Below are 16,246 nucleotides of genomic sequence, written 5' to 3'. Positions count from 1 at the left end.
ATACTTTTTTGATGTGTGCCGTTTGTAAAAGCGGCTTTATGCTTTCTCTGATTAGCCTACATTTCTTTTATCTCATCCGGAAGTATAGGCATAGCACCTTTCTTAGTGCATACAAAGGCGGATGTCGTTACAGCGCATCTGTGGGCATCGCCAACGGTCTTGCCTTTGAGTACAGACGCGATGAAGGCGGCGGTGAAAGAGTCGCCTGCTCCTACGGTGTCTGCCACTTCTACCTTCGGTGTCGGTTGGAACGAGACGTTTCCTGGCGTGAATACATAGCTTCCGTTTATCCCACAGGTGAGGATAAGCATTTTCAGGTTGTATTTTCCTAACAGAATCCAGCATTTGTCCTGAAGGTCTATGCCGGGATATCCGAACATGCGGCTTACGGTAACAAGTTCCTCATCGTTTATTTTCAGGATGTTGCACCGTCTCATCGAGCTGCACAGTATCTCCTTGTTGTAGAATCCCTGACGCAGGTTTACATCGAACACCACGAGATTGTCTTCCGTGGATGGCATGGCATCGAGAAAACTGTTTATTGTATTGCGTGACACCACGTTGCGCTGTGCCAGTGACCCGAAACATACAGCCTTAGTGTTTTTTGCAATGTTCATTACTGCATCGGTACATGGAATGTTGTCCCATGCCACGTTTTCCTTTATGTCGTATTGAGGTATTCCGGCCTGGTCTATCTCCACCTGTACTGTTCCTGTGGGATATGGCACTCTTTCTATAAGATGGTTCAGTCCCTTTGATGTGAAGTTTTCAATAATCTCGTTTCCAAGGGCATCGTTGCCGACAGCGCTTATTACGCGGCCGGGAAGTCCGAACTGTGACACATGATAGGCGAAGTTTGCCGGTGCGCCTCCTATTTTCTTTCCTTCGGGGAGGACATCCCACAGCGCCTCACCCATTCCTACTACAAATTCATTCATATCGATAAGTTATTTTGAGGTTTTTGTTTTCAGAGTGTAATATATCAGATAGATGACTCCGGCGGTCATTATACCGATGGCTCCGGCTTGTCCTGCGGCATCGGCTGCGTATCCCATTGCTAAAGGGAACACTGTTCCTCCGAACAGTCCCATAATCATAAGGCCGGAAACTTCGTTTTTCTCTTTCGGTGACGATGTCAGGGCTTGTGCGAATATGATGGGGAACACGTTGGAGTTGCCGAAGCCTATGAGCGCTATTCCTGTATAGATGGCTCCGAGGCTGTCGCATGTAAGCAGCATGAGCATTGCGGCAAGCATTGTCACGGAACTTATCCCGAGAAAGATTTTTGGGGATACGGACCGCAGGATGAATGCTCCGAGAAAACATCCGGCAGTGCGGAATATAAAGTAGACGCTCGTTGCGAATCCGGCCTCTTCAAGGGGTAATCCTATGCGTTCCATTATGATTTTCGGTGCAATGGTGTTTGTACCTACGTCGATTCCCACGTGGCACATTATCCCGAGGAAACACAGCAGGATAAACGGTCGTCCGAGCAGTTTCAGGCATTCCATTGTGCCCGATGCCCTTTCCGTATTTTCCTCTTCGATGGGTGTGGCTCCGAGTGCGGATACGGCCATAATGCTTGTCAGCGCGTATATAACGAACAGTATGCGCCATCCAAGGCCGAAGGTGGGTGTCAGTGTTGTAGCTCCCCATGCGGCAAGTATCGGAGCGAGAAACGAGGCTATGGCCTTTACAAACTGTCCGAAGGTGAGTGTCGATGCGAGTTTGTCACCGCTTATCAGATTTGTGACGAGAGGGTTAAGCGATGTCTGCATTATGGCGTTTCCTATTCCGAGCAGCGAGAATGCCGTGAGCATTATGAAATATCCGTTGCCGAAGACGGGGATGAAGAGCGATAGCGCGGTGATTGCGATGCTGATGAGTACGGTTTTTTTGCGGCCGATCTTGTTCATCACCATTCCCGTGGGCACGGAGAATATCAGAAACCAAAAGAAAACGAGCGACGGAAACAGATTGGCCTGTGAGTCTGTGAGCTGAAGGTCTTTCTGTACATAGTTGGATGCCGTTCCCACGAGGTCTACGAATCCCATGGTGAAGAAACACAGCATGACAGGTATTATCTGCATTAATGAAGTCTTTTGTATCGTGGTATGATTCTGTGATGTGTTCATGTCTGTGGTTGTATTTATTTTGTTCCTTTAAGTGTGTAAATGACAAGATTCTCTATTTGTGCACGCCCTTTGTCTGTGCATACTGTGATGGAATTATAGGGCTTGTTGGGGAAAACAAGGTTTGTCATTGCAAATTTTCCGCTTTTCTCAAACATCTCGATGCTTGATCTGTCTATAAATATACGCAAGCCGATTTTGTTTCCCGAGGAGAATGCCGGTGCCGTGGTGACAGCGGGAAAATCCTGGCTGAAGTCTGTTATTCCGCTGTTTCTTCTGTCGAAAGACACAGTGTTTGCTGCCACATCGTATTGCATCACGACATTGTCTCCGGTATCGTTCTTCAGTGTCAGTGTCACTTTACCTGCCTTTTTGGCTGCGATATCCATCTGTATTTCGCAAATGCCGTCGTTGGCTGCCGGCAAGTCGAATGTGCGCGGTTTCTTTGTGACGGATGTCCTGCCGGTTTTTATGAACACCTTGTCGCGTAGTTTCGCCACTTCCGGAGAAGGTGCCGATGCCGCATATACCTGTCCGTCTTCAGCCTTGAACAGTTCTATATCGCGCGGAAGTGTGTTCGCACTACGGAATTGCCTTGTCGGCACTTCCGCCGCATACTGCCAGTTGCTCATCCATCCTATTGCGATGCGTCTGTTTGCCGGTGCGTTGCTCCAGCTCACCGTGGCGTAGTGGTCCTTGCCGTAGTCCATCCATTTTGTCGGTACGTTTCCCTCCATATCCTTATCAGGAGTGAATGTAGTGCCGTCGAAGTCGCCTATGAAATACTGTGTGGCGCTTCCGCCGAACGGGCCTCCCGGGTTGATGCTGCATATAAGCATCCATTTCTTTTCATCGCTTCCCCTTACTTTCAGTTCAAATAAGTCGGGACATTCCCATACTCCCTCCTGTGAGCCAAGTCCCTTGCCGAACGCGCTTTTCAATGTCCATTCCTTCAGATCCGGTGAGGTGAATATAAGCATTTCGTGTTCAAGGGCGTGTGCGAGCAACAGATTCCATTCGCCTGTATACTTGTTGTAGAACATATTTGGGTCTCGGGCTTCGCTCTCAAGAGTTATTATGGGGTTCCCGGGATAAATGTTGAATGTCTCCCCGTTGTCTGTGCTCCATGCGAGGCTCTGCATCTGGTTTGTTCCTGCTGAAGTGTAAAGCGAAACGATAGTGTTGTTGCCGAATCCTGCGGTGTTGTCTTTGTCGATCACAGAGCTTCCGCTGAACACGTAGCCGAGACCGTTTGGCCTGATGGCTGTAGGATGATGCTTCCAGTTTACAAGGTCTGAGGATGATGAGTGTCCCCATGACAGGTTCTGCCATTTTGATCCGTAGGGGTTATATTGGTAATACAGATGCCATACACCGTCCTTGTAAACCATGCCGTTAGGGTCGTTCATCCATCCGTACAGCGGCGTATGGTGGAATGCCGGTCTGTATCTTTCACTGTTGGCGGTGTCGAAGCTGTCGGAAAGTTTCAGGCTTTTCCAACAGGCATCCTCTTTTGCCTCGCGTACAGTGGAACGGCTCTGCGATGTTACAATATTCAGCGTCACGTCGTGTCCGGCATATTCGCTGAGGTCGAGCGGAACGGTATAGTCAACCTTCGACTTTGCCAGGCGCACATAAATGGTCTTGGCCGTATTCCCGTCTACCAATACATTCACGGTGGCATCGTCGTTAGCTTCCTGTACTGGCATAAGCAGATAGTGCGCTTTGCCGTTTATGCGCACCAAGGTGTTGTTCACACCGAGATGATTAATCTCGATATCCTCTGTCGGGCCGGCATTGACCGATAGAGCCAGCGCCCCCGCCATTATAGTTGTGATTCCTGCTTTTTTTAATAAGTTCATGATTTAAATAGGTTTTATTTGTTTATTATATAATCCAAACCGGTTGTTTTCAGGTTCCGCCGGTTGATGTCTCCTTTTGCGGCCATATACCGTTTTTATAAAGGTTATGGCACTGATGAGTCATCACCGATGTTGTTCTTTGTGTCTGCAAATTTACAATATTAGTACAATAAAGGCTATAATTAATTCTGCACAGGCTATAAAAAAACGGTCATGGATGATTTTTTATAGTTAAAGGCAATCTTTTTATGTTATATTTCTTACGGTGTAAGCCTGTCTGTTTAACTTTCAAGGAACATCCAAATACCAATTATTCAAGTAGCAGATTGCCGGTGTTTACTTGGTTACCAAAAACGCCATTTATCCGAATAAATTAACGCCAAATTACCGAATATATATAAGCCGAATTACCGAATATGCAAAAATATGCGTATCTTTGCAGCACAAACAATTGGTATATGGAAGGTTATAGACATAGAATAATGGACGGCCTGCTGGCCAAAAAGTTGCAGGCCAAAGGTGCGGTGCTTATTGAAGGGCCGAAGTGGTGCGGAAAGACGACGACGGCGGAAGAAATCGCAGCCAGTAAGGTATTGCTGTCAAGAAGCGACACGAAAGAGCATTTTAAAAATCTTTTGCAAATCGACATGGATACCGCCCTTTCCGGTGAATCTCCGATGCTGATAGACGAATGGCAGACCGTTCCCAAACTGTGGGATGCGGTGCGCTATACCGTCGATCACCGCCGTAAAATGGGACAGTTCATCCTGACCGGTTCCGCCGTACCTGACAAAGAGGCGGAAGAAGAGAGGGAACATTCGGGTACGGGGCGGTTCGCGTGGCTCACAATGCGTCCGATGAGCCTGTTCGAATCAGGTGAATCGAATGGAAGTGTAAGTCTGGCCGCATTGTTCACAGCCCCGGAAAAGATACTGGAAAGGAACGCATTAAAATTGCAGGATATCGCTTTTCTGATTTGCCGTGGAGGATGGCCGATGGCCGTAGGGCTTCCTGAAGAGGTGGCTTTGGAGCAGGCTTTCGACTATTACGATGCGGTGACGAAAGAAGATATTACGAAAGTGGACGGTGTAAAACGGGCTTCGGAACGGGTACAACGTCTGATGCGGGCATACGCGCGTCATCAGGGTACGCAGGTCTCGATTGCCACGCTGCGCGAGGATTTGAAGAACAACGACACGGCAACACTCGACGACGATACCATCATTTCATATCTCGAAGCGTTGCGAAAGATTTTCGTGGTGGAGGATATGCCTGCGTGGAATCCCAATCTGCGCTCGAAGACCGCTATACGCACCGGCGATACCCGATATTTTGTCGATCCGTCGATTGCTACAGCGGCATTAGGCATAGGCCCTTCCGACCTCGTGAACGATCTGAACACGATGGGCTTTTTCTTTGAAGCGATGTGCGTAAGGGATTTGCGCGTTTTTGCCGAAGCTCTGAACGGCAAGGTCTATCATTACCGGGACAAGAACGGATTGGAGTGCGATGCAGTGGTGCATTTGCGTAACGGGCAATACGGACTGATTGAAATAAAACTCGGCGGACAATCTCTGATAAACGAAGGCTCGGTGACGCTCAATGCGCTGGCAGCGCAAATCGACACCTCCCGCATGAAAGTTCCGGCATTCAAAATGATTTTGACTGCTACGGGAGAATACGCCTATCGCCGTCCGGAAGACGGAATATACGTCGTGCCTATCGGCTGCCTGAAGCCATAGTGCGGAAAGGGGCTTCCTTTCTACACTTTTCAACCAGCGGCGGTAAGTGTCTGTGTCGCAGATTTCCCCGTCGGCTTCGTCGGCTCTCCTGAACAGGTCTATGATGATATCCTCTTTCTCTATCTTGGAGCCACGGCGGTCTTTTACAATATTAGTACAATAAAGGCTATAATTAATTCTGCACAGGCTATAAAAAAACTGTCATGGATGATTTTTTATAGTTAAAGGCAATCTTTTTTATGCCTGTATTACTATCTTTGCATGAAGATAAACTTCATCCGGAAATTTCCGATAAGCTTTATTGCGTTCGGCCGGTATTATCTTTGCACACACCTAAGACAAGTAGAAACCTGAGAAATAATAAAAACATAATGTACAGACTTTTTGTATGCGGCCTTTTTGCGGCCTTTTTGCTGGTCATGTCCGGATGTTCCGAAGACAGGATTTATAGAATAGGAGTGTCACAATGCAGCAGTGACGACTGGCGCACGAAGATGAATGACGAGATTAAGCGTGAGATAATGTTTCATGAAGACGCTGTGGTGGAGATACGCTCTGCCGATGACGACAGCAAGAAGCAGATTGCCGATATAAAGTATTTTGCCGACAGTGGTTTTGATATCATCATTGTCTCACCGAATGAGGCTGCCACGCTCACTCCTATAATAAAAGAGGTGTATGAGAGAGGTCTGCCTGTCATTATCTTTGACCGTAATATTATTGGAGACACCTATACCGCCCGTCTCGGTGTGGATGATGTGGGGATCGGTCGCTCGGCGGCACATTATGCCCTGCAGATGCTCGGAAATCATCCTAAGGCGATAGAGATATTCGGCCTGAAAGGCTCCACTCCTGCCGAAGACAGACACACGGGCTTTACCAAGGAGTTCATTAAAGGCGGAGGCGAGATCTTGGAGAGCGCGGCGGCCGACTGGAATAAGGAGGATGCCGTGCCGCTGGTCGATTCGCTGCTGAGGATACACGACGATGTAGACCTGATATATGCCCATAACGACCGTATGGCCATAGGTGCGTCCGAGGTGGCGCGGAAGCTTGGGCGTGATATAAAGATAATAGGAATAGATGCCGCGCCCGACATCGGTATAAAGGCTGTGGCCGACGGTGTGCTCGATGCAACGTTTCTCTATCCTACCGAAGGGCATCGCCTTATACGCACGGCATTGGCCATATTGAAGGGCGAGCCATATAAGCGCGAGGTGTGTTTTCCTGTATCGTCGGCTGTCGACCACACCAATGCCGACATTCTGCTTCTCCAGAACGAAACGCTTAGAGACGAGACAGAGAAAATGCATATTCTTAAAATGCGCATAGATGACTACTGGACAAAACATTCGTCGCAGACATCGCTTTTTTATGCCACAATAGTTATAATGATACTTCTTTGCGGAGTTCTGTTCCTTGTGTTGAGAGCCTTCTGGCAACGCAAGAGGCATCAGAAAGCACTGATGGAACAGAATCGCCTTTTGGAAGAGCAGCGTGACATGCAGGCACTGCTTAATGAGAAATTTCAGGAGGCGACGCGCTCCAAACTTGCATTCTTTACCAATGTCTCGCATGACCTGCGCACACCGCTTACACTCATATCGGAGCCTGTGGCGCAGCTGGCATCTGCCGCAAACCTGACACAGCAGCAGGCTGTCATGGTGAGGATTGCCGACAAGAATGTGAGAATACTTCAAAGACTTATCAACCAGATACTGGACTTCAGAAAATATGAGAGCGGAAAGCTCGACCTGAAACTTTCGGAGGTTGATTTCGGTGCAGTCGTGGCTGAATGGATGGAGGCTTTCTATGCCGTTGCGCGTAAGCGTGACATGAAGCTGACGCTTGATACACCTCAGGGCGGAAGTGTCTTTCTCGCCATTGACGTAGAGAAGATTGAGCGCGTGTTCTTCAATCTTATCTCAAATGCTTTTAAATATACTCCCGACAACGGCTCCATACGTGTGTCATATACCACAGACGGCGACAGTCTCGTATTCAGCGTGGCGGATACCGGTGAGGGAATAAGCGGCCGCGACATCGGTAATATTTTTGACCGTTTCTTTCAGGCGGACCGTGTACGTCCAAAGGGTTCCGGCATAGGGCTGTCCCTTGTAAAGGCGTTTGTAGAATTGCACGACGGCAATATTTCTGTGGAAAGTGCCATTAATAAAGGTTCGGTGTTTACTGTCACGCTTCCTGTAAGACATGTGGCCGATACGCCTGCCGTGGCGTCAAAGAGTGTCGTTACGCGTGATGTTGAGATTGAGCTTGACACAGTTGAGGCAGATGCCGGCTTTGATTCCGGCAAGCCTCTTGTGCTTGTCGTTGACGATAATGCGGATATGCTGGCCCTTGTGCGGAGTCTGCTGGCGGATGACTATAATGTTATCACCGCGCCTGACGGCCGTGAGGGTATGAGGCTTTCTGCCAAATATGTGCCCGATCTCGTGATTTGCGATATAATGATGCCGGTAATGGATGGCCTGGAGTGTTGCAGGAAAATAAAGGAGGAGATCTCCACTTCACATATTCCCGTTCTTTTGCTTACGGCCTGTTCAATGGACGAGCAGCGCGCGGAGGGTTATGACAATGGTGCCGACGGCTATTTGTCGAAGCCGTTCGGTGCTGATGTGCTGAAGGCAAGATGCCGGAGCCTTATTGCCAACCGCAAACGTATAAAAGACTTGTGGCAGAGTGGCGTGGCAGGCGGTGTGGCCGCTGGCGAAACCGAAGAGCCGGACCGTGCAATGCCTGTTTCGGATATAGACAGCTGTTTCTATGATTCGTTTATAAAGGTGTTTCAGGCGGAGATGGGCAATTCCGACCTGAGTGTGGAGCAGATTGCCTCAAGCATGGGACTGGGTCATTCGCAGTTCTACAGGAAGATAAAGGCCCTCACCAACTATTCGCCTGTAGAGCTGATGAGGCAGTTGAGGCTTAAGCATGCGCGCATGCTTCTCACAACCACCGGCATGTCGGTGAGCGAAGTGGCATATAAGGTCGGATTCTCCAATCCTGCATATTTCACAAAATGCTATAGAAGCGCTTTCGGTGAAACTCCCACTGACTTGCGCGGGCGTATAGGGCACAAGGCTTAGACGTGTTCCCATTGCCGTATGGACATTCACATATAGTAGACCGACGTATATTGACAAGCAACCTGTTCTCTTTGGGGAGCAGGTTGTTCTTTTATCGTGAACAGGCTGATGTCAATGTCCAATCATGCCATTCTCAAACCGCAATCCCGTTATTTGTAATCCTGTCGGCTTAAGCCGACAGAGTTGCCGACTGGAGTCGGCTGATATGTCGACTGGAGCCGACGGATGTGCTGACTATAGCCGACAGTATTGCAAACAGCCTGTACGGACGTTGCCGACGGCCTGTGCGCAGTTTGAAAGCATACCTATTGCGGTTTGTTTCCGTGCGTTTTCAAATTTAAGACCTGCCGGTTTGCAGAATTCCGTGTCGTTTCCTGCTTTTTGCTATTATAAATCCGGCATCCGTTATAAAATATTCGTCATGGCTTGATTTTTAATAGCCTGTGCAGTATATTTTATACTTATCCTTCATTATATGCGTTAATTTTGCGTTGTAAAATTAACAATACCAAAAATATAAAACCGAAAACATGAAACAAACAATCCTCAGTGCAATCTTGCTGTTCGTTATTACAATTGCAGTGCAGGCACAGAACATCACTGTGCACGGAAAGGTGCTCTCGAAGACGGATGGCGAACCGTTAATAGGGGCATCGGTTCTTTGTGAATCAACGAAGACGGGAGCCACAACCGACATTGACGGCAATTTTAAGATCTCAGTTCCCGAAGGCTCGGCCTTGAAAGTGTCCTACATGGGATTCGTGCAGGCGAGTGTCAAGGCAGAACCGCAGATGACAATACATCTGAAGGAGAATGAGGAACTTCTCAATGAGGTGGTTGTCGTGGGATATTCCGCCGAGAAAAAGGCGGATCTTACCGGTTCTGTATCTGTGGTGAAGATGAAAGATGTGGCGGATACTCCTACAGGTAACGTAATACAGGCGCTGCAGGGTAGGGTGGCCGGTGTGAGTATTACGACAGACGGTACACCGGGAGGTCTCGGCACAGGAACTTCCATACGTGGCGCGTCTTCTTTCCGTGGCGAGGCCAACGGCCCGCTTTATGTCATTGACGGAGTAATGACCCGCGAGAATCCCGGCACTATCCTCAACAGTAATGACGTTGAGTCCATACAGGTTCTAAAGGATGCGGCTTCCGCCTCAATATATGGAGCCCAGGCGGCGAATGGTGTCATAATCATCACTACCAAGCGTGCGAAAAAGGGTGAATGCAGGGTTACTTTTGATGCAACGCTTACTTTGCAGACATACCATAGCGGTCTTGATATGCTGAGTGCGGCACAGTGGGGCGAGGTGTATTGGTCTGCATATAAGTATTCTTATGGTACAACTCCGAATTCGGAACTGTACGGCAACGGGGCGACACCGGAACTGCAGCCGTATGTCAATCTAAACGGGGTTCCAGTGAATCCGCAGAATACCGATTGGGAGAAAGAAATACACCGTACGGCATTGATGCAGACCTATAGTATAGGGCTTTCGAAAGGGGAAGAGAACGGGTCTTCGTCACTCTCATTGAGCTGGCTTGATCACGACGGTATAATAAAGGGCTCTGATTTTCAGAAAGCCAATGCCCGTTTCAGTTCGGACTATGCTTTTCTTGACAGCCGGTTGCGTGCGGGAGGAAATGCTACTGTGAACTGGTGGCGCCAGCATAACGCTCCGGGCGGGATAGAGGAGAATGCAATCAGGATGCATCCTGCAAGAACGGTTTATGACTCTGAAGGCAACTATAACGATCAGGTGGCGTTCGGACTTAACGACACTCCGAACATAATGCGCCAGATTAATGAGGAGAAGAACAACGGGCATGAATACTGGAGGGTGTTCGGTAATGTATATATGTCTGTAGAGCCGGTAAAGAACCTTATATTGAAGACAAACTTCGGTGTGAACTATCATAACGGTACAGACAAGACTTTTACGCCTGCGAATCTTCGTGACAAGACGAACTATCTGCGCCAGTATTCAAGCAAGACTGTGGACTGGGTATGGACCAATACCGCACAGTATAATCTTGATTCAGGCAAAAATTCATTCATGGCATTGCTCGGAATTGAAGCCAAGCGCAATCACTTTGAAGATATGTTCGGTGAGGGTAAGGGACTTGAGCTTGAAAATACAGACTATATATATCTTTCTAATGTGACGGCAAACAAGAATGTCGGTTCCGGAGCCTCAAACTATTCGATGTTCTCGGTCTTCGGAAAGATGAACTATGCCTGGGACAACAGATACCTCGTTTCCTTTACGCTTCGCCGGGACGCTTCATCACGTCTTTCATCCGGGCATAACTACGACTGGTTCCCGTCGGTGTCGGCCGGCTGGCGCATTTCTCAGGAAAGCTTCATGGAATCCGCACGCTCATGGCTCACAGACTTGAAAATACGTGGCGCATACGGTGTGAACGGTAATGACATAATAGCCAATGACGCCTTTTATGCCAAGTACTCGATGGATCTCGACCGCGCCGCGTATGCCATGGGAGGCGGCAATACTCTCTCGCCGGGCGCCTTGCGCCTGCGCAGCACTAATCCTGACCTGACGTGGGAAAAGACATATCAGACAAATTTCGGCTTTGACGCATCGTTTTTTAGCAGCCGTCTGTTGCTTTCGTTTGACTATTTCTATAAGAAAACGGATAATATGCTTGTGGAAAAGCCGTATATCGCGACAATAGGAGAGGGAGGCTACTGTTGGTATAACGGCGGCTCAATGGTTAATAAGGGAGTGGAAGTGTCTGTGGAATGGCGACATTCGCTCGCCAACGGACTCAGCTATAATATAGGATTGAATGTCACCGCAATGAAGAATGAGGTGACGGATCTCATGGAGGATATATATTACACATGGGGCGGAGGAAACGGCAGGGACAAGAGCATTGTCGGACAGTCTCTCGGCTCATGGATGGGATATAAGACCGACGGGATATTCCGTACTCAGGAGGAAGTTGATGAGTATAAGGCTAAATATAAGGTCAGCTTCGGTTCTCCGGCTGTGGGTCGCATACGGTATGCCGATGCCGACGGTGACGGTGAGATCAGCGACCGCGACCGTACATGGTTAGGCTGCGATCTTCCTAAGGCTCAGTTTGGAATCAGTCTCGGTGCAAATTGGAAAGGCTTCGACCTCAGTATGTTCTTCAACAGTATAATACGTGATGCATGGAACAATTCAAAGTACTATACCGATTTCTTCCCGTTGTGGACCGGCAATCATGGAACCAAACTTCTCGAAGCTGCTGCTGCCTATGACGATTATCTCCGTACGGGATATTACAGTTCTGATATTCCGGCTCCATCGGTAGACAATACAAACAATGAGGACAAGGGGTCGGAATACTATATAGAGAACGGTTCTTTCCTGCGTCTGAAGACACTTACGCTTGGCTACACTCTTCCGGAGAAAATCCGTGAGAAGCTGTATATCAAGAACGCACGTATATATTTCCAGGCACAGAACTTATTTACAATAACCTCATACAGTGGAGCGGATCCGGAAGGTCTCGGCTATCCGTATGCCATGCCGAAGCAGTATACATTTGGTATTCAAGTCGGTTTCTAATAACGTTTAAAAATAAAATAAATGAAACTTAAAAATATGATTACAGCTGCCGTCGCAGGTCTGGTTTTGAGTGCGTGCAGCAATGATTTTCTTGAGAATAAGCCACAGGGTATTATATCAGACGGAAACATGAACGACCCGGAGGCGGTAGACCTGCTCGTGAACAGTGCCTATGCCACTTTCGGATGCCGCTATGCCGATTCGAACGATCCGCATCTTTTTCCCGTTACTAACTGGAGCTATGGGGAAGTGCGTGCGGACAATGCCTATAAGGGAGGAGGCGGAGAGACTGATTTATGGGAAGTGCATGATATGGAAACAGCCAGAATCAATCCCGATAACGGTTTCCTCGACGGTAAATGGTTTAATGTATACTGTGGTATTTCACGTTGTAATTCAGCTATACGTGCTCTCGGCAATGTTGATGAAGACGTAATCAAGGAGAAGAATGTCAGGATAGCGGAAATACGCGTCATCCGCGACCATTGGTATTTTGAACTTGTCCGGCTTTTCAACCGTATCCCGTATATGGAGGTCGGGCTGCCGGAAAGCGACTACCCGTCGGTACGTAATGATGAGTTTACCCGTGAGCAGCATTTGGCCCGCATTGCCGGTGACCTTGTTGATGCTGCAAAAGTCCTGCCTGAGTCACAGACGGAAACCGGCCGCATAAACCGGCGTATTGCACTTGCCTATGCGGCTAAGGTGAAATTGTATCAGGCTTATGAACAGGACCCTCAGACAAACATGGTGGTCAATATAAATAAGGGACTTCTTAAGGAAGTTGTGGAACTTATTGATCGTGTGCAGGGCTACAGGCTTCTTGATGATTTTCAGCAACTGGACCTTTTGGAATATGAGAATGGTCCGGAATCGGTGTTTGCAATTCAGTTTTCAAAAGATGACGGTTCCGGGGGTGTCGGCCGCGTGAATTGGAGCATGCTTCTCAATTCCATGACGGGGCCGGGCTGCCCGTGGCAGGGCGACGGCTTTTTCCTTCCTTCTCAGGACCTTATAAACGCTTATCAGACTGATGCCGACGGATTGCCGGTATTTGACTATCAGAGTATGCCGGATTACGGCAAGGTGGTTTTCAGTGAAGACGGTGAGGAATATACCCTTGAGAATGTCGGAGGCTGTGTGGATCCGCGTCTTGACTTCGTTACGGGACGCCCTACAATACGCTACAAGACTTATGTGGAAGCGCCATGTGGGCTTTGGGTACGCAACAGCGATGTCTATGGGTATAATAATACCAAGCGTTTCTGGCTCTCTCCTGAGTCGAAAGAGGCCACTCACGGATGGCCATGGGGAGCGTCTGCGCTCAACTGGCAGATTATACGCTATGCGGATCTTCTTCTCTATAAGGCCGAGGCGTTGATAGAGATAGGCGGAGACGGTCTTGAGGAGGCCCGCAGGCTTATCAACCGTGTCCGTCAGCGTGCGATGAACAGTGCTTATGTGAGAGATTTTGATGATCCTTCAAAGTATGCGGCCAATTATAAGATTGGGCTGTATCCTGCCGACGGATGGAATCAGGATTATGCCCGTAAGGCTCTGAGGACCGAAATGCGTCTTGAAAAGGCGATGGAAGGTGAGCGTTTTTTTGACCTCGTCCGTTGGGGCATAGCAAAGGAAACCATGAACAGATATTTTGAAGTTGAGAAGGATAACCGAATATATTACGGTAACGCTTCGTTTGAGACAGGTGAGGAATACTTTCCTATACCTGTGGCACAATATAATTTCTCGGGTGGAATATATGTTCAAAATCCGGGGTATCCCGCATTCTGATGTTGAAAAATGCCGGAACAAAGGCGTAGAATGTACATGCCGCAGCCGTAGAACCGCATGTCGGGGCCGGCAGACAAGAATGATTATATGTAGTTGATGGTAAAAAGATTGTTATAGGCAGGAGACAGACAACATTTTTCTGATTGTTGCGGGCAGCATGCGGATAGTATGTTGCCCGCTTTTATAATATATCTGATTAAGAATTTCGGCTCAGTAGAAAATCAGGGGGGAAAGCAAATAAGTTTGCCAAGCGAAAAAGGGGCAGTAGAAAATCGGCTGACACGCAAACCCGCAGGCTATGAATAACTGGGCTCAACGGAAACGTCCGTTTGTTGCTTTCATCCTCCATGTAGGGACGTGCCTTTGGCACGTGTCAGGCGGAAAAGCGGGATCTTCCTTTAGTACGTATATGTAAAAAAACGCCACTACTCTCTACGAGCGGTGACGTTCAAGCCTATGTTTAACTAAAAATCCTTTCTAATTCTTATTTTGCCTTCTTAGTCTGAGACCCGCCGCTATAAGTATAGCGGACAGGGCTTCATAACTAATACTAACCTTTTTGTTTTCCAAGGAGCCTCACGGCTGCTCGCGTTATCCGTTTAATGAAAACTTTCTTTCTACCAAAAACTAAAACCTAAAACTATAAATATTACTACTAACCTAAAACAATCTATTAACCTTTTGACGTTGCAAAGGTATGAAGTTTGCGTTAAACCTGCAATATATTTCCACTATGAAATAATGAAAAATCCTTTATTCTTGACCTAAGTCAAAACTATTGTTATCGTACACATATATGTAGAGGTCAATATAGAGTCTTGCTGTCGCTGTCCTTCCATAATTCGAATGCTTTCCTTGCTTCTTCTGGCATGAAAATCTCAGACGGCTTCTTTCTGTTTTCCGGTTTCAGTTCAAGTTCCTGATAAATAAACTCATCGTCAAATCCGATTTCGGCCGCATCCTTGCGGTTGTTGCCATAGTATATCTTGTCGATATGTGCCCAGTAGATGGCACCGAGACACATCGGGCACGGCTCGCATGAGGTGAAGATCTCGCATCCGCTGAGGTTGAATGTACCCATCTTTTTTGCAGCGGCTCTTATTGCGCTCACCTCGGCATGTGCCGTAGGGTCACAATTGATTGTGACGCAGTTTGACGCTTCCGCCACAATCTCACCGTTCTTTGCTATGACGGCTCCAAATGGGCCGCCTCCGTTTCTTACGCTTTCTTCCGACAAGCGTATGGCTCTCATCATAAGTTCTTTTTTGTTCATTGTTGTTTTTCCTCCTCTTTGTTTTTGTTGTAAATGTCGCTTATCACCATTCCGGCCAAGGTGAGGCCGAATATGCCGGTGATGTGGGCGACAGAACCGTTTATCTGTGCTTTGTAGTCGCATTGTTCGTCTGTCGTTCCTTTGTTTTTCAGAAGTTCTTCGCTGAACACACACTTGAATTTTCTTGCCGGACGCATGTTCGTCTGTTTGAACTTCCTTCTCAATGCTGCTCCGAGCGGGCATCCCCTTACTTTCCAGAACTCTGCGACCTGTATCTTCTGCGGGTCCATTTTCAGTGCCGCGCCCATGGATGAAAAGAATTTGGCTTTGGTAGCGCAGGCAAGGCGTATTAGCAGCACTTTGTCTTTCAGGCTGTCTATGGCGTCTATTATGTAGTCGTAGCCATCGAGACGGAAACTTTCCGCAGTATCCTCGTTGAATGCCTTATGCATGGCCGTAATGTTTGCGTTCGGGTTAATCTCAAGCAGCCGTTGTCTGAGCACCTCCACCTTTGGGAGGCCTACCGTGGATTGGACGGCCATAAGCTGGCGGTTGACGTTTGTAATGGCGACGTTGTCGAAGTCGGCAATGGTCATGTTGTGTATGCCTGAGCGTACAAGACATTCGGCACACCAGCTTCCCACGCCTCCTATACCTATTATTATAACCCGTTTTTCTTTGAGGGCATTCATCGTCTCGCTGCCGACAAGCAGTTCTGTTCTGTTGAAAATGTCATTTTCAGTGTGCATGGTGTC

Annotated in this window: 9 protein-coding genes; 4 read left to right on the top strand and 5 right to left on the bottom strand. The window is 48.0% G+C overall.

Translation table 11 applies throughout. From position 1 onward, the window contains the following. Nucleotides 1-56: 56 nt before the first annotated feature. The 3 genes from HPS56_RS05510 to HPS56_RS05500 are packed head-to-tail and all read right to left on the bottom strand — an operon-like array spanning nt 57 to nt 3,994. Nucleotides 57-938 carry a carbohydrate kinase family protein gene (locus HPS56_RS05510; RefSeq protein WP_172275166.1) on the bottom strand — a complete coding sequence of 294 codons (882 nt, stop codon included), beginning with the start codon at nt 936-938 and terminating at the stop codon, nt 57-59. A gap of 9 nt (nt 939-947) precedes the next feature. Continuing rightward, nucleotides 948-2,135 (bottom strand): MFS transporter, encoded by a 1,188-nt coding sequence (locus HPS56_RS05505; RefSeq protein WP_253952395.1) that lies wholly within the window; start codon nt 2,133-2,135, stop codon nt 948-950. A 14-nt stretch (nt 2,136-2,149) separates the two neighbouring features. Next, nucleotides 2,150-3,994: a glycoside hydrolase family 32 protein gene (locus HPS56_RS05500; RefSeq protein WP_172275165.1), complete on the bottom strand. Its 1,845-nt coding sequence runs from the start codon at nt 3,992-3,994 to the stop codon at nt 2,150-2,152. Nucleotides 3,995-4,452: 458 nt separating this feature from the next. Between HPS56_RS05500 and HPS56_RS05495 the strand changes: the two genes are divergently transcribed. From HPS56_RS05495 to HPS56_RS05480, 4 genes are all read left to right on the top strand, one after another. Next, nucleotides 4,453-5,736, top strand: coding sequence for an ATP-binding protein (locus HPS56_RS05495; RefSeq protein ID WP_172275164.1), 1,284 nt, complete (start codon nt 4,453-4,455; stop codon nt 5,734-5,736). Between the two features lie 371 nt (nt 5,737-6,107). Beyond that, nucleotides 6,108-8,840, top strand: a complete 2,733-nt coding sequence (locus HPS56_RS05490; RefSeq protein ID WP_172275163.1) for a hybrid sensor histidine kinase/response regulator transcription factor — start codon at nt 6,108-6,110, stop codon at nt 8,838-8,840. 530 nt (nt 8,841-9,370) lie between these two features. Further along, nucleotides 9,371-12,424 (top strand): SusC/RagA family TonB-linked outer membrane protein, encoded by a 3,054-nt coding sequence (locus HPS56_RS05485; RefSeq protein ID WP_172275162.1) that lies wholly within the window; start codon nt 9,371-9,373, stop codon nt 12,422-12,424. A gap of 21 nt (nt 12,425-12,445) precedes the next feature. Next, nucleotides 12,446-14,218: a RagB/SusD family nutrient uptake outer membrane protein gene (locus tag HPS56_RS05480; protein ID WP_172275161.1), complete on the top strand. Its 1,773-nt coding sequence runs from the start codon at nt 12,446-12,448 to the stop codon at nt 14,216-14,218. A gap of 805 nt (nt 14,219-15,023) precedes the next feature. Here HPS56_RS05480 and HPS56_RS05475 read toward each other — a convergent pair. Together HPS56_RS05475 and HPS56_RS05470 are read right to left on the bottom strand one after the other, a co-directional pair. Next, nucleotides 15,024-15,491 (bottom strand): nucleoside deaminase, encoded by a 468-nt coding sequence (locus tag HPS56_RS05475; protein WP_172275160.1) that lies wholly within the window; start codon nt 15,489-15,491, stop codon nt 15,024-15,026. Then, entirely contained in the window at nt 15,488-16,240 is a 753-nt protein-coding gene (locus HPS56_RS05470) for a tRNA threonylcarbamoyladenosine dehydratase (RefSeq protein WP_172275159.1), read from the bottom strand. Before HPS56_RS05470 ends, HPS56_RS05475 begins: the two co-directional genes overlap by 4 nt. Nucleotides 16,241-16,246: the final 6 nt, after the last annotated feature.

Origin of the sequence: Xylanibacter muris, assembly GCF_013166605.1 — a bacterium.
Taxonomy (GTDB): Bacteria; Bacteroidota; Bacteroidia; order Bacteroidales; family Bacteroidaceae; genus Prevotella; species Prevotella muris.
The sequence above is the reverse complement of the archived record's forward strand: the minus strand, read 5'-3'. Positions and strand labels throughout refer to the sequence as shown.